Annotated in this window: 18 protein-coding genes; 7 read left to right on the forward strand and 11 right to left on the reverse strand. The window is 66.8% G+C overall.

Going from position 1 to position 17,053, the window contains the following annotated elements; all coding sequences use genetic code 11:
* Positions 1 to 37 precede the first annotated feature (37 nt).
* Positions 38 to 469, reverse strand: a complete 432-nt coding sequence (locus AC5P53_RS11825) for a pyridoxamine 5'-phosphate oxidase family protein (protein ID WP_046429427.1) — start codon at positions 467 to 469, stop codon at positions 38 to 40.
* Between the two features lie 285 nt (positions 470 to 754).
* Here AC5P53_RS11825 and AC5P53_RS11830 point away from each other — a divergent pair, with 285 nt between their 5' ends.
* Positions 755 to 1,192 carry a hypothetical protein gene (locus AC5P53_RS11830; RefSeq protein ID WP_046429425.1) on the forward strand — a complete coding sequence of 146 codons (438 nt, stop codon included), beginning with the start codon at positions 755 to 757 and terminating at the stop codon, positions 1,190 to 1,192.
* A gap of 36 nt (positions 1,193 to 1,228) precedes the next feature.
* Positions 1,229 to 1,735 (forward strand): PaaI family thioesterase, encoded by a 507-nt coding sequence (locus AC5P53_RS11835; RefSeq protein ID WP_046429424.1) that lies wholly within the window; start codon positions 1,229 to 1,231, stop codon positions 1,733 to 1,735.
* 9 nt (positions 1,736 to 1,744) lie between these two features.
* Here the strand turns inward: AC5P53_RS11835 and AC5P53_RS11840 are convergent, their stop codons facing one another.
* The 4 genes from AC5P53_RS11840 to AC5P53_RS11855 all read right to left on the reverse strand — a co-directional run bounded on the left by AC5P53_RS11840 (position 1,745) and on the right by AC5P53_RS11855 (position 6,987).
* Positions 1,745 to 3,487, reverse strand: a complete 1,743-nt coding sequence (locus tag AC5P53_RS11840) for a GGDEF domain-containing protein (RefSeq protein ID WP_111205860.1) — start codon at positions 3,485 to 3,487, stop codon at positions 1,745 to 1,747.
* Between the two features lie 164 nt (positions 3,488 to 3,651).
* Positions 3,652 to 4,677 carry an AI-2E family transporter gene (locus tag AC5P53_RS11845; RefSeq protein WP_032961540.1) on the reverse strand — a complete coding sequence of 342 codons (1,026 nt, stop codon included), beginning with the start codon at positions 4,675 to 4,677 and terminating at the stop codon, positions 3,652 to 3,654.
* A 106-nt stretch (positions 4,678 to 4,783) separates the two neighbouring features.
* A complete protein-coding gene (locus tag AC5P53_RS11850; RefSeq protein WP_014646308.1) occupies positions 4,784 to 5,836 on the reverse strand; it encodes a sensor domain-containing diguanylate cyclase in 1,053 nt (350 codons plus the stop codon).
* 143 nt (positions 5,837 to 5,979) lie between these two features.
* Positions 5,980 to 6,987 carry a LacI family DNA-binding transcriptional regulator gene (locus AC5P53_RS11855; RefSeq protein ID WP_046429416.1) on the reverse strand — a complete coding sequence of 336 codons (1,008 nt, stop codon included), beginning with the start codon at positions 6,985 to 6,987 and terminating at the stop codon, positions 5,980 to 5,982.
* 95 nt (positions 6,988 to 7,082) lie between these two features.
* On the opposite strand from AC5P53_RS11855, the gene AC5P53_RS11860 reads away from it, so the two are divergent.
* From AC5P53_RS11860 to AC5P53_RS11880, 5 genes are read left to right on the forward strand one after another with little or no spacing between them, the layout of a single operon-like run.
* On the forward strand, positions 7,083 to 8,135 hold the full coding sequence (locus AC5P53_RS11860; protein WP_049441133.1) for a sugar phosphate isomerase/epimerase family protein: 1,053 nt from the start codon (positions 7,083 to 7,085) through the stop codon (positions 8,133 to 8,135).
* Between the two features lie 27 nt (positions 8,136 to 8,162).
* Positions 8,163 to 9,380: a nucleoside permease gene (locus AC5P53_RS11865; RefSeq protein ID WP_014646305.1), complete on the forward strand. Its 1,218-nt coding sequence runs from the start codon at positions 8,163 to 8,165 to the stop codon at positions 9,378 to 9,380.
* Positions 9,381 to 9,392: 12 nt separating this feature from the next.
* Positions 9,393 to 10,517, forward strand: coding sequence for a Gfo/Idh/MocA family protein (locus tag AC5P53_RS11870; protein WP_126411819.1), 1,125 nt, complete (start codon positions 9,393 to 9,395; stop codon positions 10,515 to 10,517).
* A gap of 19 nt (positions 10,518 to 10,536) precedes the next feature.
* On the forward strand, positions 10,537 to 11,400 hold the full coding sequence (locus AC5P53_RS11875; RefSeq protein ID WP_032961528.1) for a sugar phosphate isomerase/epimerase family protein: 864 nt from the start codon (positions 10,537 to 10,539) through the stop codon (positions 11,398 to 11,400).
* Positions 11,401 to 11,418: 18 nt separating this feature from the next.
* Complete coding sequence (locus tag AC5P53_RS11880; RefSeq protein WP_032961525.1) at positions 11,419 to 11,715, forward strand: c-type cytochrome; 297 nt, start codon at positions 11,419 to 11,421, stop codon at positions 11,713 to 11,715.
* Between the two features lie 30 nt (positions 11,716 to 11,745).
* Here AC5P53_RS11880 and AC5P53_RS11885 read toward each other — a convergent pair whose 3' ends face one another.
* The 6 genes from AC5P53_RS11885 to AC5P53_RS11910 all read right to left on the reverse strand — a co-directional run bounded on the left by AC5P53_RS11885 (position 11,746) and on the right by AC5P53_RS11910 (position 17,003).
* Positions 11,746 to 12,504: a 3-keto-disaccharide hydrolase gene (locus AC5P53_RS11885; protein ID WP_241887221.1), complete on the reverse strand. Its 759-nt coding sequence runs from the start codon at positions 12,502 to 12,504 to the stop codon at positions 11,746 to 11,748.
* Positions 12,504 to 13,079, reverse strand: coding sequence for a gluconate 2-dehydrogenase subunit 3 family protein (locus AC5P53_RS11890; RefSeq protein WP_014646300.1), 576 nt, complete (start codon positions 13,077 to 13,079; stop codon positions 12,504 to 12,506). The genes AC5P53_RS11885 and AC5P53_RS11890 overlap by 1 nt, the downstream gene beginning before the upstream one ends.
* Positions 13,079 to 14,764, reverse strand: coding sequence for a GMC oxidoreductase (locus tag AC5P53_RS11895; protein ID WP_046429409.1), 1,686 nt, complete (start codon positions 14,762 to 14,764; stop codon positions 13,079 to 13,081). The genes AC5P53_RS11890 and AC5P53_RS11895 overlap by 1 nt, the downstream gene beginning before the upstream one ends.
* A 26-nt stretch (positions 14,765 to 14,790) precedes the next feature.
* Positions 14,791 to 15,687 carry a hydroxypyruvate isomerase family protein gene (locus tag AC5P53_RS11900; protein ID WP_049404955.1) on the reverse strand — a complete coding sequence of 299 codons (897 nt, stop codon included), beginning with the start codon at positions 15,685 to 15,687 and terminating at the stop codon, positions 14,791 to 14,793.
* 210 nt (positions 15,688 to 15,897) lie between these two features.
* On the reverse strand, positions 15,898 to 16,680 hold the full coding sequence (locus AC5P53_RS11905) for an SDR family oxidoreductase (protein ID WP_075076561.1): 783 nt from the start codon (positions 16,678 to 16,680) through the stop codon (positions 15,898 to 15,900).
* Positions 16,677 to 17,003, reverse strand: a complete 327-nt coding sequence (locus tag AC5P53_RS11910; protein WP_241887220.1) for a nuclear transport factor 2 family protein — start codon at positions 17,001 to 17,003, stop codon at positions 16,677 to 16,679. Before AC5P53_RS11910 ends, AC5P53_RS11905 begins: the two co-directional genes overlap by 4 nt.
* Positions 17,004 to 17,053 lie beyond the last annotated feature (50 nt).

The following is a 17,053-nucleotide window of genomic DNA, read 5'->3' on the forward strand; positions in this document are numbered from 1 at the left end:
CCTGGAACGCGATGCGCCGGGCGCTGCGCGGTTCCGGTCAGATCACGATTTCGCCCTCGTCCTCGCCATCCCAGTAGTGGATGCGGCTGGCGCGCACGTGAATCAGCACCAGTCCCGGTGTATCCACGCCCTGTTCGAACCAGCGCTCCAGGTCCTTCACCCAGTGCTGGCTCATCGTGGCCCGGTCGCGCACCAGCACAGCCCTGCCCTGCACGTGCACGAACAGCGGCGGCTTGCCCAGCAGCGACTTGCTGCCGGAAAAACCCAGCGCAACGGCGGGGTCAGCTTCAATCTCGCGCACCATGTCGGTGTCTTCGGTGGTGAAGAACCAGCTGTCACCGTCATAGTCCACGTCGCCATTGTTGCTCATCGGACGGCCGGCAATCTCTCCACCGGCGTGGGTCTGCAGCAGGCTGAAATCAATGCCGGCCATTTTCCTGGCCAGTTCGGGCAGGGTGAGCTGGGTCATGGCGTCGTCCTTCATGGAATGGAATCCCAGCGTCTGCGCAGCGCGGTGACCTGGGCGTGGAGGGGTAGTTGCGGCCTCTTCACAGGAAACGAGATAGAGCGCATGGCGCGTACGTGACGCATTCCTCACCACCGCACTGGCGTTAACGGCAGATGGAGGAACGGCCCTGCAAGCCGCGACACGCCCCTAACGGCGTGCTGCCCCAGAATCGCGCAACCCCGTGGCGCGACCGGCATGGCTGCCGGTACAAACGCGGCCTTTCCTCCGCAACCGCATGGCCTCCACATGGACCTGTCCGCCTGGCTCGCGTTCGGCTGCTACCTGTTGGCGTTCTTCATTGTCTGCCTGTTTGCTGCGGCCTATCTGAAACGCTCCGACTTCATGCCCTACCACGGCCAGGCCGTGGACAGGCCGTGGGCACAGATCGACCCCCGCATGCAGGTGCTGCTGATGGCACTCATCCGCGTGGTCGGCGCTGCCTGGATCGCACTGGCCGGTGCCGGCGTGATGCTGGCCTGGTTGATCTTCTTCGGAGGCCACTTCGCACTGCCGCAGCTGCTGGCGTTCCAGCTGTTCTGCCTGGTCGCCACCCTGCCGCCGGTCCTGGTCGCTTCCGGCGTGCGGCGACGCACCGGTGCGCGTACACCGGTGCCCGCCGGCGCCGCGGTGGTGCTGCTGTCGGTCATCGGATTCGTGCTGGCCCTGTTGTCGCTACCGCAGTGAGTTCTTTTTCTCCCCTCTCCCCCGCGAGGCTCCACGATGAATCCCGAATCGATCTTCTACAGCGTGGTCAACGGTGATCTTCCACGCTCCCAGGCCGGCACCCTGCTCGGCTGGCGCTTCGTCGGTTACGACGATGCACTGCGCCGCATCCAGGTCGAGTTCGAGGCCGGGCCGGTGCTCACCAACCCGATGGGCAACGTGCAGGGCGGTTTCCTGTCAGCGATGCTGGACGACTGCATGGGGCCAGCGATCTACGCCACCCTGCCTGCCAACCGCATCGCGGTCACGGTCGAATCCAAGACCAGTTTCGTCAGCCCCGCACGGCCCGGGCGGATCATCGGCTGGGGCGAAGTCGAGCACAGCAAGGGCAGCATCGCCTTCACCCGCGGCTGGCTGACCGACCCGGCCGGCAAGGTGCTGGCCACTGCCAGCGCCACCTTCCGCGTGGGTGCGCTGCGCTGGCGTGGACTCTCGGTGCCGCGTCCCATCGCGCGCCGGATGATTGCGCGCACGCTGCGGCGCGTGCATGCGCAGATCGGCTGATGGGTGCCGTCAACGTGCGTTGCGGCCGCCGCCGGCCACGCGCACGCGGTCGCGGCCCTGCGCCTTGGCCTGGTACATGGCCGCGTCGGCGGCACGCAGCAGGGTGCGCCAGCCCAGCGCATCGGTGCCGCCCTCGGCCACACCGAAGCTGGCGGTGACGCGCAGCACCTTGCCACCGACCAGGGCGATGTCCAGCCGCTGCAGCGCCACCCGCAGCGACTCGGCCAGCTGGCGGCCACCGGCCAGATCACCGTCGGCCAGCAACACGAGAAACTCCTCGCCACCATAGCGGGCAATGCTGTCGCTGCGGCGCAGGTGGCGCTGCAGCAGCTGCGCCACCTGCACCAGCACTTCGTCACCGGCATCATGCCCGTGGCCATCGTTGATCGCCTTGAAGCGGTCCACGTCCAGCAGGATCACCACCGCGCTGTTGCCACCGTCGGCATGACGCTGCTGCACCAACTCGTCCAGCGCGCGCCGGTTCAACAGCCCGGTCAGCTCATCGGTGCCGGCCAGCTGGCGCAGCTCGCTGGTCAATGCCGAGCGCTCGCGCGACTTCTCGCGCAGCACTTCGATGGCATCGAACAGGCGCTGCATCTCGGCCAGCGGGTGGGTCACATGCTGCTCCGGGCCGGGCGCTTCCGAGGCGATCTGGATGACCTGCTTCTGCGCCTGCAGCAGCGGCCGCAGGATCTGAAGATGCGCGATGCGCAGCGCCACGCCCAGCACCACCAGCGTGCCCAGCACCGTCGCCACCAGCACCACCAGGCGCGTCGCTTCGCGATTGCGGGTGCGCTCGAAACGGGCGATGGACACGCTCAGGTAGCCGTCCCGCAGCGCTTCCAGCGACCGCAGGGTCGGCACGTAGCGGGTGGTGAATTCGGCGGAGGTCCACGGCGGCGGCACGCCGCGCCGGCCATCCTCGATCAACTGTTCGATCATCGGCAGCGATTCGCCGAAGAACTGCCGGCGCGCCATGTCCCAATGCCAGGACAGCGCCGGATCACTGCGGAACACCGCTTCATGGCTGCCTGCCAGCCGCCACAGCTCCAGCAGGCGGCCTTCGGTCTGCAATGCCGCCCGCACCTGTTCGTCACGCCAGGCCCCCGGTACCGCCACCGGCGCCATCACGTTCGAGGCCAGGCGGCCGCCATGCTCGCGCAGGTCGATCAGCACCTGGCCCTGCATCGCCGGAATCGCTGCTTCGCGGTCGGCGCTGACCAGCACGTTGATCTGCGCCGAGCTCAGCACGTGCAGGCGATCAACCACGGCGAACATGCTGCTGATCGCGCGCTCCACGTCCTCCACCTGGCGCGCGCCATGCGGCTGTGCCGCCACCCGGTCCACCGCGGCCCGCGCCGATTGCAGGCGACGTTGCGCATCGGCCAGCAGCCCGTGTTCGTCGACCACGCCCGGGTCAGCGTTGAACACGGTGTCCAGGCGTTGCAGGGCGGTATCGACCCGCTTGCGCGCGACTGCCAGCTCCGCCGCCAGCCGGGCCTGTTCGCCCGCATCGGCCGTGTTGGCCCCGAGCAGGCTGTTGGCGGGGCCGCGCTCGGCCGACACCAGGTTGGCCAGGTCGAAGGTCTGCCGCAACTGGCGCAGGCTGACCAGGTTGTCCTCGGCGGCAGTGAAGCGCAGCGTGCCCTGCACCAGCGCGATGGCCATCAATGGCAGCGTACAGACTACGAACAGCCCGGCCAGGATCCAGACCCAGGTCCGCAATCCGATGGGCGACGCCTTGCGGGCCATGCACATTTCCCCTGTAGTGCACAACACTGTAGCGGCCGCCTGCACAGGCGCCAAGCCGCTACCGGATCAATCGTTGCCATGGGTATACCGCGCCCGCCGCGAACGCACCGACAAAGGCCGCACGGGTTGTCGAATCGGGGCAAATTACGTCATGCCCCGCCGCGTCAGATCCAGCGCTGGTCGACCAGTTCGCGCTTCACGTAGGCATAGAACACCGGTGCGGCGACCAGGCCCGGCAGGCCGAAGGCCGCCTCCATCACCAGCATGGCCAGCAGCAGCTCCCAGGCACGCGCCTGGATCTCGCCACCGACGATGCGCGCGTTGAGGAAGTACTCCAGCTTGTGGATCACGATCAGGTACAGCAGCGCCGCCACCGCCACATAGAACGAGACCGACAGCGCGACGATGGCGATGATCGTGTTGGAAATGATGTTGCCCACCACCGGCAGCAGGCCGGCCAGGAAGGTGATCAGCACCAAGGTCTTGGACAGCGGCAGGTGCACGCCGAACAACGGCAGCACGCCCAGCAGGAAGATGGCGGTGAACACGGTGTTGAGCAGCGAGATCTTCACCTGCGCGAACACCACCTGGCGGAACGCGGTGGCCAGGCGGCTGGTGCGCCCGACCAGCTCCTGCGCCAGCGGGCCCATCTTCGGCAGCGGCAGTTCGTCATACAGCGCGATCATCGCGCCCAGCACCATACCGATCAGTACGCGCACACCGACCTGTACCACCGAGGTACCGGCCACGCCCAGCTGCCGCTGGTGCTCGGCGGCCCAGTCGTTCAGCGCCGCGCGCAACGCCGGCATGTCTTCGGGAATGTAGGGTTGCAGCAGCGCCGGCACCTGGTGCCGCGAAGTGTTGAGGATCTCCATCAGGCGCGCCAGCAATGCGTCCGGGCCGCCGGTCTCGTTGCGGAAGAACGAGGCCACGCCGATGCCGGCCAGTACCAGCCCGCTGATGATGATCGCCGACAGCACGATCACTGCGATCGCCCGTGCCCGCCCCGGCGGCAGCTTGCCCTCCACGGTGGAGGCCAGCACGTGCGTCAGCTGGAACACCAGCAGGCCGGACAGCAGGGTCACTACCAGGCCGAGCTTCAGCGCCAGCCACATGCCAAGCAGCATCATCAGCCACGCCGCGATCCTTGGAATGGGGGGTTTGGGCTGGGCAACGAGAGCGTCTTGCATGGGAGCGCGTCCGGGCGGGGTGGCCCATGGTAGAGGATTGGCATGCCGATTCCGCGTGCAGGATGAACGGGCATTTCACCCTCGTTCGGCGGCGGCGGTGCCGCACTCACTCGCCGTAGCTGGCCGTGTTCTTGCCCTGCCGCTTGGCGTGGTACAGCGCGCGGTCGGCCAGTGCCAACCAGTCCTCGACACTGCCGCCACGCGGTGTGGCGGCAATGCCGATACTGACGCTGAACTCCACGCCCGGCGTGGCCTGCTGCGCGGCCTCCAGCAGGTGCAGGCGCACCCGCTCGGCCACGTGCATCGCATCGACGGGTGCGCAGTCGCGCAGCAGCACCACGAACTCATCGCCCCCCAGCCGCGCGGGCGTATCACCGGGCCGGGCAAAGGTGCGCAATGTCGCCGCGATATGCCGCAGTACCTCGTCACCGGCGCGGTGGCCATGCGAGTCATTGATGCGCTTGAAATCATCCACATCGAGCATCAGCAGGCAGGCAAAACCGCCCTGGCCCTGTGCCCGGTCCAGCGCCTGCTGCGCACGCAGGATCAGGAAGCCACGGTTGGCCAGCTCGACCAGCGGGTCCATCCGGCTGAGCCGCTGCAGCTGACGGTTCTGCGATTTGACCCGGCGCGCCAGCTGCCAGCTGAGAATGCTGAGGCCGATGCCATACACGAACAGGAACGGGACACTCAGCACGATCGTGCGCTGCGAGGTGACCGGCTGGTAAGGGAAGCCGAGCAACCACCAGGTGAGTGCGAAGCCCAGCAGCAGGGCCAGCGTGGCGCGCATCGCCAGGCGCACGCCACCGGCGGCGATCTTGTCGGCCACCAGCAGCGCGGCGAACAGTGCGCTGGGCACCGCGCTCAACGCCATGAAGGCGATCCAGCCACCGCCGAAGAAGGAGTCGGCCACCATGCAACGGAACTGGACGACCGCCGGCTGGCGGGAGCGCTGGGTCAGCCGCAGTGCCAGTGCCGGCCACGCCAGCGCGTTGAGCAGCAGCAGGACCCAGGCCAGCCCGCCGTCATGGCGTTCAAGCATGATCGAAGCGATGGGGATCGCCCCCAGCCCATTGCCGACGAAACGCATCCAGCCGATGCGACGTGCCGCGCCAATGCCTTCGACCGCGCCTTCCGCCGAATCGGTGAAGAATGGCATTGCCGACCCCCTTGCGCGATCGCACCTGGTGCTACGGCCCTTGCCGGGCTGCCTGCGATGAGTCTGACAGCTTTGCGTCAATTCGGGATCAAGGTTGCGCGATATCGCGCGGGCCGCTGCCGCTGCCCCTCCCGCTCCCGTGGTTACCCGGGGCGGGGCGCAGCCGTCGAGCCACGCAGCTTGAAGCTGAACTCCAGCGTCTGCTGAAGCGGCACATCGACGTGCTCGATGATGGCGAGCAGCAGGTTGACCGCACGCTCGCCAATCTCCCGCATCGGCTGCCGGATGGTCGTCAGCGGGGGCGTGAGGTAGCGGGAGGACGCCAGATCATCGAAGCCGACTACGGACAGCTCGTCCGGCACGCGGATGCCCAGGTCCCGGCAAGCGGCCAGGGTTCCCAGTGCCATCTGGTCACTGAAGCAGAACACCGCGGTCGGCGCGGCCGTGCCATCCAGCAGCGCCATCGCCGCTGCATGGCCGGATTCCACGGAAAAGTCACCCGGCACGATGCTCAGCTGGCGCAGGCGGCCACGCGCCTTGCCGGCCGCGCGGACCCCTTCCAGCCGTTGCTGGTGCAGGGGGTTGTCAGGCGGCCCGCCGACCACCGCAATCCGTTCGTGTCCCAGCCCGTACAGATGCTCCATCACCGCGCGTGCGGCGGCGGCGTTGTCGATGTGGACGCTGGGGATGCCCAGCGCGGGGTCGAACTCGCAGCCGTTGACCACCGGTGCGGCGGCGCCGCGCTGCTCGACGATCTCGCGCGCGGTCGGTGGCAGGCGATGGCCCAGCACGATCATGCCGTCGGCCTCGTTGCGCCGGAGCATCTGCGCGTAGCGCTCCTCGCGGTCGGGTTGATGCTGGGTATCGCCCAGCAGGACCGCATAGCCCACCGCCTGCGCGGCCTCCTCCGCCCCCTGCAGGATCTGCGCGAAGAACGGATTGGCGATGTCCGGGACGGTGACCAGGATCTTGCCGCTGCGCTGGGTCTTGAGCGTGCGCGCCACCGTGTTGGGCACATAGCCCAGTGCGGCGGCGGCCTGCTCGATGCGCGCGCGGGTGGCCGGCAGCACCTTGTCCGGCCGGGAAAGCGCGCGCGACACCGTACCGGCGGACACGCCGACGTGTTTTGCGATGTCGTAGATGGTGGCCATGGCGTTAGTCCTCCTGCCCGCTGTGCACTGCACAACAGGTCCTGCGTAAGCCCCTGCTAGGATAATGCAATCGATTGCATCGAGGGCGAATCACGTTGAAGACGCTCAAGGGTCCAGCGCTGTTCCTGGCGCAGTTCATCGGCGACACAGCTCCTTTTGATCGGCTGGACACGCTGGCCGGATGGGCCGCGGGTCTGGGCTATTCTGGCGTACAAGTCCCCACCTCCGCGCCCCACCTGTTCGACCTGGCGGAGGCGGCGCGCAGCCAGGCGTACTGCGACGACATTGCCGGCATGCTGGCCGGGCACGGCCTGCAGATCACCGAACTGTCGACCCACCTGCAGGGGCAGTTGGTTGCCGTCCATCCTGCCTACGACAGCCTGTTCGACGGATTCGCGCCACCGGACAAGCGCGGCAACCCGGCCGCCCGCCAGGCCTGGGCGGTGGAGCAGCTGCGGCTGGCGGCGCAGGCCAGCCAGCGCCTGGGGCTGACCGCGCATGCCACGTTCTCCGGTGCATTGGCCTGGCCCTACTTCTACCCCTGGCCGCAGCGCCCGCCGGGACTGGTGGAAGAAGCCTTCGCCGAACTCGGCCGTCGCTGGCGCCCGATCCTGGATGCGTTCGATGCCTGCGGCGTTGACCTGTGCTTCGAGATCCACCCGGGCGAGGACCTGCACGATGGTGCGACCTTCGAGCGCTTCCTCGATGAGGTCGACCACCATCCCCGCGCGAAGATCCTGTACGACCCCAGCCACCTGCTGCTGCAGCAGATGGATTACCTCGGTTTCATCGACCGCTACCACGCGCGCATCGGCATCTTCCACGTCAAGGACGCGGAACATCGCCCCAGCGCAAGCAGCGGCGTGTACGGCGGCTACCAGGACTGGATCGACCGTCCGGGCCGGTTCCGTTCACCCGGTGACGGCCAGATCGACTTCAAGGCGATCTTCTCGAAGTTCGCGCAGTACGACTTCCCCGGCTGGGCGGTACTGGAATGGGAGTGCTGCCTGAAGCACCCGGAAGACGGCGCGCGCGAGGGTGCCGCCTTCATCCGCGACCACCTCATCCGCGTGACCGAACGCGCCTTCGATGACTTCGCCGACAGTGGCACCGACGCCGCATCACTGCACCGCATGCTGGGAATCTGAGCCAAGACCGCCCCGGGAGGGCAAGCCATGACGCACGCCATGTCGCGCCTGGGCGCGATGATGTTTCTGCAGTTCTTCATCTGGGGGGCGTGGTTCGTCACCCTGGGCACCTACCTGGTGCAGGGCCCGCTGCAGGCCAGCGCGAGCCAGGTGGCGACCGCGTTCCTCAGCCAGTCGATCGGTGCCATCGTGGCGCCGTTCCTGGTCGGGCTGATCGCGGATCGCTACTTCGCGGCGCAGCGCATTCTTGCGGTACTGCATCTGGCCGGTGCCGCGCTGATGTGGCTGGCGTCCACGGCAACCAGCTTCAGCATGTTCTCTGCGTGCGTCATGGGCTACATGTTGCTGTTCATGCCGACCCTGGCACTGGCCAACAGCGTGGCCATGCGGCACATGCAATCACCCGAGAAGCAGTTCCCGCTGGTCCGCGTGGCCGGCAGCATCGGCTGGATCGTGGCGGGCGTGCTGATCGGCTGGCTGGGCTGGGAACAGGCGCATCGGCTTGAGCTGACGTTCCGGATGGCGGCGGCGGCGTCGCTGGTGCTCGGGCTGTATGCGTTCACCCTGCCGCACACACCGCCACTGGCGCAGCAGCGCGATGCCGGGCTGGGGCAGATCCTGGGGCTGGATTCGCTGCGGCTGCTGAAGTCGCGCGCCTACCTGGTGTTCTTCCTGGCCTCCATCGCCATCTGCATCCCGCTGTCGTTCTACTACAACTTCACCAATCCCTATCTCAACGACCTCGGCGTGCGCGGCGCGGCGGGCCTGCAGTCGCTGGGCCAGGTTTCCGAAGTGCTGCTGATGCTGGCCATGCCGTTCCTGTTCGTTCGGCTGGGGGTGAAAACCATGCTGGCGGTCGGCATGGCCGCCTGGGTGGTGCGCTACGCGCTGTTCGCCTTCGGCGATGCAGGTGGCGGTTTCCCGCTGCTGGTGATCGGCATCGTGCTGCACGGCATCTGCTACGACTTCTTCTTCGTCACCGGCCAGATCTACACCGATGCACATGCCGGCCCTGCCGCGCGCAGCAGCGCACAGGGGTTCATCACCCTGGCCACCTATGGCGTGGGCATGTTGATCGGCACCTTCCTGTCCGGCGCGGTGGTGGAGCACTTCACCACCGAGGCCGGTCCCGACTGGCAGCAGATCTGGCTGTTCCCGGCCGCTGTTGCGCTGGTGGTGCTGGTCGCCTTCCTGCTGCTGTTCCGCGACCGGCCGGCGGCTGCGGCCGCGCCCTCCACACCCTGAGGATCCCCGTCGATGCCCAAGCTTGGAATCGCCATCGTCGGCACCGGCATGATCGGCGCCGTGCACCGCCGCGCGGCCTTGCTCGCCGGCGCCGAGGTACGCGGCGTGGCCGCCTCGTCACCGCAGCGCGCGCATGAGGCAGCGCACTCCTGGAATGTCCCGCGCGCCTACCGGGATATCGAGGAGGTGATCGCCGATCCGCAGGTACAGGTGGTGCACGTGTGCACGCCCAACCATCTGCACCGCGCCATGGCACAGGCTGCGCTGGAAGCCGGCAAGCACGTGATCTGCGAGAAGCCGCTGGCGACGACGCTGGACGATGCGCAGGCGCTGGCGGTACTGGCCGCCTCGACCGGATTGGTTGCCACCGTCCCCTTCGTCTACCGCTACCACCCGGTGGTGCGCGAGGCCCGTGCACGCATCGCCCAGGGTGACCTGGGGCCGCTGCACCTGATCCATGGCAGTTACCTGCAGGATTGGCTGCTGGACCCGGCCAGCAACAACTGGCGCGTGGACCCGGCGCTGGGCGGCACCTCGCGCGTGTTCGCCGACATTGGTTCGCACTGGTGCGACCTGGTCGAATGGGTCAGTGGCGAGCGCTTCACCGAAGTGAACGCGGCGTTTGCCACGGTGATCGCCGAACGCAGCGCCGTCACCGGCCAGAGCTTCAGCACACCGGCAGCGAACGGCGCGACGCAGGCGGTCGCGAGCGAGGACGTGGCAACGGCGATGTTCAGGACCGGCGCCGGTACGCTGGCGTCGTTGACGGTGAGCCAGGTTTCGGCCGGACGCCGCAACCGCCTCTGGTTCGAGATCGACGGCGCCAACGCCAGCATCGCCTTCGACCAGGAGGACGCCGAGCGGCTGTGGATCGGCCTGCCCGACCAGCGCGAGGAAATCTTCGTGCGCGGGCCCGGCGCGGGCACTGCCGAACAGCGCCGGCTGTCGGTGCTGCCGGCCGGGCACGCGCAGGGCTACGCCCAGTGCTTCGAGGCGTTTGTCGCCGACACCTATCGCGCTATCGACGGCGAGCAACCGGACGGCCTGCCCACCTTCGAGGACGGCATGCGTTCGGCGCGGATCGTTGATCGTGTCATTGCATCGGCCAGGTCACGCGCCTGGACCACCATCGGTTGAATCCCGGGAGGATCTGTTGATGAAAGCCCTTGTCCGTCGAAGTGCAAGCCTCGTCCTGCTGCTCGCGGCGCTGCCCGCCTTCGCAGTCGAAGCCGCCAGCGCGCAGAAGCCGATCGCGGTGCAGATGTACACCCTGCGCAATGCCGGCTCGCTCGAGCAACAGTTGAAGATCGTCCACGATGCCGGTGTGCACGCGGTGGAAACCGTCGGCACGCAGAACGTCAGTGCCGCGGAACTGAAGCAGCTGCTGGACCGGTATTCGATCAAGGCCATTTCATCGCATGTGCCGCTGGCCGAGCTGCGCAGCAACCTGGATGGGGTGGTGACCTTCAACCGGTCGATCGGCAACACCACGCTGGTGGTGCCGTACCTGGACAGGAAGGAACGCCCGAGCGATGCCGCCGGCTGGACCGCCCTGGGACAGGAACTGGGCCGGATCGCGAAACAGGTGCGCGGCAAGGGCATGCGCCTGGCCTATCACAACCACGACTTCGAGCTGGTCGACTTCGATGGCAGGACCGGGCTGGAACTGCTGTTTGCCGCCGCCGGCCCCGACCTGCAGACCGAGCTGGACTTGGCCTGGGTCGCGCGTGCGGGCCTGGACCCGGCGGTGATGCTGGGAAAGTTCCGCGGCCACGTATTCGCGGTACACGCCAAGGACAATGCGCTCAAGGGCCAGGCCGAAGACGAAGGCGGATTCGCTGCGGTCGGCCAGGGCGTACTGGACTGGAACACGATCCTGCCTGCTGCGAGGGGCGCCGGCGTGCATTGGTACATCATCGAGCACGACCAGCCACGCGAGCCGGCCAAGGTCGTCCAGGCCGGCGCCGACTATCTGCGTGAACACCTGACCACCAATACGCCTGCCCGTGCGCGGCGCTGACGCATCAAGGAGCCCCACATGAAAATGATCCTGGCAATGGCGGTGGCCCTGGGCGGCATGAGTGTTGCGACAGCCGCCTGGTGCAAGGGCGACCCGGCTGCGGGAGCAAAGCTCTACACCGCGAACTGCGTGGCCTGCCACGGCGCCGATCGCGCGGGCATGCCGGGCGCGTTCCCGGCACTCACCGACATCGGCAAGCGCATGGCACCTGCACAGATCAAGGAAAAGATCAGCAAGGGCGGCGGCCTGATGCCGCCCTTCTCCCAGCTGTCACAGCAGGAGATAGACGATATCGCCAGCTACCTGGCGAAGTAAGCGGCCGGCGGCCACGCCAGCCGCATGCCACTACAGCTCGCGCACCCAGATGTTGCGGTAACTGACCCTGGAGTCATGCTCCTGCAGATAGAGCGGCGCACACGCATGGGGCGAATACGAGGGCGCCCCGATGTACTCGGTCTTGCCTGCCAGCACGGTGTCATCCTGCACCAGCACGCCGTTGTGCAGCACCGTGATGCGCGCGGGCGACACAAGCCCACCGCCCACCGAGAAGCGCGGTGCCTTCCAGATGATGTCGTAGGCCTGCCACTGGCCCGGCGCGCGCGAGGCATTCACCCGCGGCATGGCCTGCTTGTAGATGGAGCCCGCCTGGCCATTGGCATAGGTCGGGTTGTTGTAGCTGTCGAGCACCTGCAGTTCATACAGTTCCTGCAGGAAGATCCCGCTGTTGCCCCGGTTCTGGCCGTCGAAGCCCTTCGTGTCAATGGGCGTGCGCCACTCCACATGCAGCTGGACATCGCAGAAGCGTTGCCGGGTGCGGATGCCCTTGCTGCCCGGAACGACGGTCATGGCGCCCCCGGCAACCTTCCAGGGCACGCGTCCGCCCTGCTCCGATTCCCACGCGGAGACATCCTTGCCATCGAACAGCACGATCGCGTCGGAGGGGGCCTTGCCTGGCGGCGTGGCCACGACAGCGGGCACGGGGGTCCACACTTCGGTCTTCTTCGGGTCGCGCGCAGCGTCGGCACTGTCCTGCGCGAATGCAGATGCAGCGGCCAGCAGGCCAACAGTGATCAACGCAGGGCGGATCATCAGGGTGGTGTCCATCAGCTGGTCCCCCACGCGGGCGTACCGGGGACATAGGCGAGGTCGCCGTCGTAGCGGCCGGGCACCGCGACGTACTGCAGCACGCCGGTCGCCCCGACCTTGGAGGTGAAGAAGCCGAAGATGGCCAGCTGCTTGATCATCGTGAAGTAATGCGGCATCGCCTCGCCCTCTTCAGGCGTACCGGTCTCGGTCACGTCGGCAGAGCGCGCCTTGGCTTCGGCGTCCAGCGTTCGCAGCAACTGGGTGCGGGCTTCCGGCGCAAGCGCCACAAACCGGCCGCCGGCGCGCTTGTCGATATCGACCAGGCCTGCCCGGAACGTTGCCTGCTGCCGGGCGGTGTAGCAATCGCTGACGAAGGTCGCCATGAACAGGCCAGCGCCGGCATCCTTCGCCCCTGGCGTCCGGGTCCGCGGCAGGATGGTCTCGGCGATCTCGTCCAGCGTGCCGATGTCGGCATCGGAGAACAGGGTCTTCACCGGTGCCGCAGCGGCGTTTCCCTGCGCGAGCGCAGGCAGGCCGACCATGGCCGCGCCGGTGGCGGCAACGATCATCTTCAACAGTTCGCGGCGATCCATCAGAGGTTCCCCGCTTTCAGTTCGCGTACCGCGTGGTCGGCCGCGCGCGCGGTCAGCGCCATATAGGTCAGCGAAGGATTCACGCAGGCGCTGGAGGTCATGCAGGCACCGTCGGTCACATAGACGTTGGGCGCATCCCAGACCTGGTTGTGCGCGTTCAATACCGAGCTCTTCCGGTCACGTCCCATGCGTGCGGTCCCCATCTCGTGGATGCCCTTGCCCGGGGCATAGTCGTGGTCGTGCATCTTCACGTCCTTGACGCCAGCCGCCTCCAGCATCTCGGCAGCATCGGCGGCCATGTCCTTGCGCATCGCCAGTTCGTTGGCGCGCATGGACACGTCCATCGCCAGCACCGGCAGCCCCCATTTGTCCTTGCGGTCGTGGTCCAGGCGGATCGTATTGTCGTGGTGCGGCAGCATTTCACCGAACCCGGTCATGCCGATGCGCCAGTCGCCCGGTACGGTCAGCGCCTCCTTCAGGTCGGCACCGATGTTGAGCTCGGCGATCTCGCGCGACCAGCCGGTGCGGCTGGCACCGCCCTGGTAACCGAACCCGCGCAGGTAGCCGCGCTTGTCGGCCGCGACGTTGCGGAAGCGCGGAATGTAGAAACCGCACGGACGGCGGCCGAAGTAGTACTTGTCTTCGTAGCCCTCGACCCGGCCCGAGGCGCCCGCACCGAAATGATGGTCCATCACGTTGTGCCCCAGCTCGCCCGACGAAGAACCCAGTCCCCCCTCCCACACATCGGTCGCCGAGTTCATCAGCAGCCAGGTCGAATTGAACGACGATGCATTGAGGAAGATGACCTTGGCGGTGTACTGGTAGGTCTGCCCGGTCTCGGCATCGATCACCTCCACGCCGCGCGCACGCTTGCGATCCTTGTCGTAGAGCACTTCCTTGACGATCGAGAACGGCCGCAAGGTCAGGTTGCCGGTCTTCATCGCCGCTGGCAGCGTCGCCGCCTGGGTCGAGAAATAGGCACCGAAGGGACAGCCCAGGATGCACTTGTTGCGGTACTGGCAGTTCACGCGCCCCTGCTCGGGCATCGGCTGGGTGATGTTGGCGGTGCGCGAGTGGATCATGTGCCGCGTTCCGCCGAAGGCCTTCTTGATCCGCGCGGCCACGTCCTTCTCGACGATGTTCAACGGGATCGGCGGCAGGAACTCGCCGTCCGGCAGCACGTCCAGTCCTTCGCGCGTGCCGGCGATGCCGGCGAACCTCTCTACATGGTCGTACCACGGCGCGATGTCGGCATAGCGGATCGGCCAGTCGGTGGCGATGCCATCCTTGAGGTTCGCTTCGAAGTCCAGGTCGGAAAACCGATAGCTCTGCCGGCCCCACATCAGCGAGCGCCCGCCTACGTGGTAGCCACGGAACCAGTCGAAGCGCTTGGTTTCGATGTAGGGTGAGTCCTGCTCGTTGGCCCACATTCCTTCCAGGTTCTCGGCCAGGCCGTAGTCGCGCATCAGCACCGGGAAGGCGGCCTTCATCGCCTGCGTCGGCCGGTTGCGATGCGGGAAGTCCCACGCTTCCTTCATCGCATTGACGTAGTCCTTGACGTGCTCGATGTTGCGCCCGCGTTCCAGCATCAGGACCTTCAGGCCCTTCTCGGTCAGCTCCTTCGCTGCCCAACCGCCACTGATTCCCGAGCCAACAACAATGGCGTCGTAGTGATTATCTGCCATGGTCTCTCACCTGGGTGGATATCGTTTCAGACGTCGCAGAGGCGGATCGCCTCGCGCAATGAGGCAACGGGATCGGGCGCTGCAGGCGTGAATTCCTGCGCCAGATACCCCTTGAAACCGGTGTCGCGGATCGCGCGACAGATGGCCGGATAGTGGAGCTCCTGCTGGTCTCCAATCTCGTTCCGGCCCGGCACGCCTGCAGTGTGGTAATGCTTGAAGCAGGCGTGATGCTTGCCGATGGTGGCGATGATGTCGCCCTCCATGATCTGCATGTGGTAGATGTCGTAGAGCAGGCCGAAGTTGTCCGAGCCGAGCCGCTGGCACAGCTCCACGCCCCAGGCCGAGTGATCGCACAGGTAGTCGTGGTGATCGACCCTGGAGTTCAGTAGCTCCATCACCAGCACCACGCCGCGCTTCTCGGCATGCCCGAGGATGCGCTTGAGGCCCGCCTCGGCATTGGCCATGCCGTCCTGCGGGTCCATGCCGTTGCGATTGCCGGAGAAGCAGATGAGGTTGCGGTAACCGGCATCGGCGACCAGGTCGATGTGCCGCGTGTAGCGCTCCACCAGCGGGTCGTGGAATTCGCGGCCGGCAAAGCCCTTGGTCAGGCCCAGCTCCGCGCCATTGCACATCGAGCTGTAGACGCCGTTCGCCTTCAGCGTGGGCCAGTCTTCCGGGCCGACCAGGTCGATGGCGGCGAAGCCGATGTCCTTCACCGTCGTGCAGAGCTGGGCGACCGACAGCTGCGGGAAGGTCCAGCGTGCGACGGAGTGCTTCAGGTTGCCCTTGAGCGCTGCGGTGGCGGCGAATGCAGGCAACGCTCCCGCAGTACCCAGGGCTACGCCTCCAGCAACCGCCATGCGCAACGCATCACGCCGCGTGAGGCCCGTCGCCGGAGCCGGTCTGATCGAATGGATGGACATCCACCTGCCGGCCTCCCAACCGACATCAAACACTGAGGATTCACGGCAATGCAATCGATTGCACCATAGGGGAGGAATTTGTGTGTTTGCAAGTCGCAGTGCACGAAAATCAATGCTGCGAGGCACAACTCCGCAACCGACCTGGAAAACAAAAGCCCCGCGTGAGCGGGGCTTTCCTTCTGGCGGTGGGAGCAGGACGACGCCTGTTGGCTACAGGGTCGAAACCGTGCCGCCGTCGATCCGATACTCCGTTCCGGCAATCGACGCCGACCGGGGAGACGCCAGGAACACAATCAGATCGGCCACCTCCTGCGGTGCCGCGGGCCGTCCCACCGGGATCCCGCCGAGCCAGTCCATGACCACCTTCTTGCCTCCTTCATAGTCGGTTCCCGCTTCCGCAGCGATCCGTTCTGCAAATTCCCTGGATGCTTCTGTCTCGATCCAGCCCGGCGCTACGCTCAGCACCCGCACGCCCTTGGGGGTGACCTCTCGTGAAAGCGACTTGCTGTAGGTCGTGAGTGCCGCTTTGGCGGCGGCGTAGGCGGTGGTGGACTCCGGCAGAGGCAGCATGCGCTGGATCGAACTGACGTGGATGATCACGCCAGCGCTCTGCGCGAGCATGGATGGCAGCAAGGCACGATCCAGGCGGACCGCCGGCATCAGATTCAGGTTCAGCTCGGCAAGCCAGTGCGCATCACTGATCGCTGCGAAGCCACCGGCAGGTGTCTTTGATCCCCCCAGCACATTGACCAGGATGTCTGCGCCGCCCCATGCCTGCAGCACGGCGTGGGCGAAAATGCCGGTGCCCTCGGCCGTCGACAGATCGGCGGCTACGTAGGCGACTCCTTCCACCGGGCGTGCCGGCAGGCTGCGCGCCGACGTCATTACCCTGGCCCCGGCCTCGGCGAGGGTCCTGACCACGGCCGCCCCCACACCGGCCGTGCCGCCGGTCACCACGGCCCGCAGGCCACCGAGTTGAAGATCGAAGCTCATGCCGTGATCTCCAGCGATGCGATCAGGCCCCGTTCCAGTTCGAAACGGTAGCTCAGCAGAATCGGACTGCCGGGGAAGTTACCGCTCACGATGGCACGGACAACGTGGTGTTTCTCCTTCCGTTCGATGGCGCTCGGCACGCTGGTGGCGCTGTATTTGGCCGATGCCTCGGCCAGGAAGGCTTTGATGGCGTCGACGCCGACGAGGGTGTGCCCGTCGTCCTTCAGCACAGCCTGGGCGGCAAAACAACGCGCCAGCAGTTCAGGGTCATGTTCGGCCGCGAAGTACGCGGCAATGGGTTCTGGGAGGGTCAACGCATTCATTCCTGGCTCCTGCAGTGGTCAGGCGCTCAGGATGTGCACGCTGATCGGTT

Source organism: Stenotrophomonas sp. YJH_SMC_82 (genome assembly GCF_059368875.1).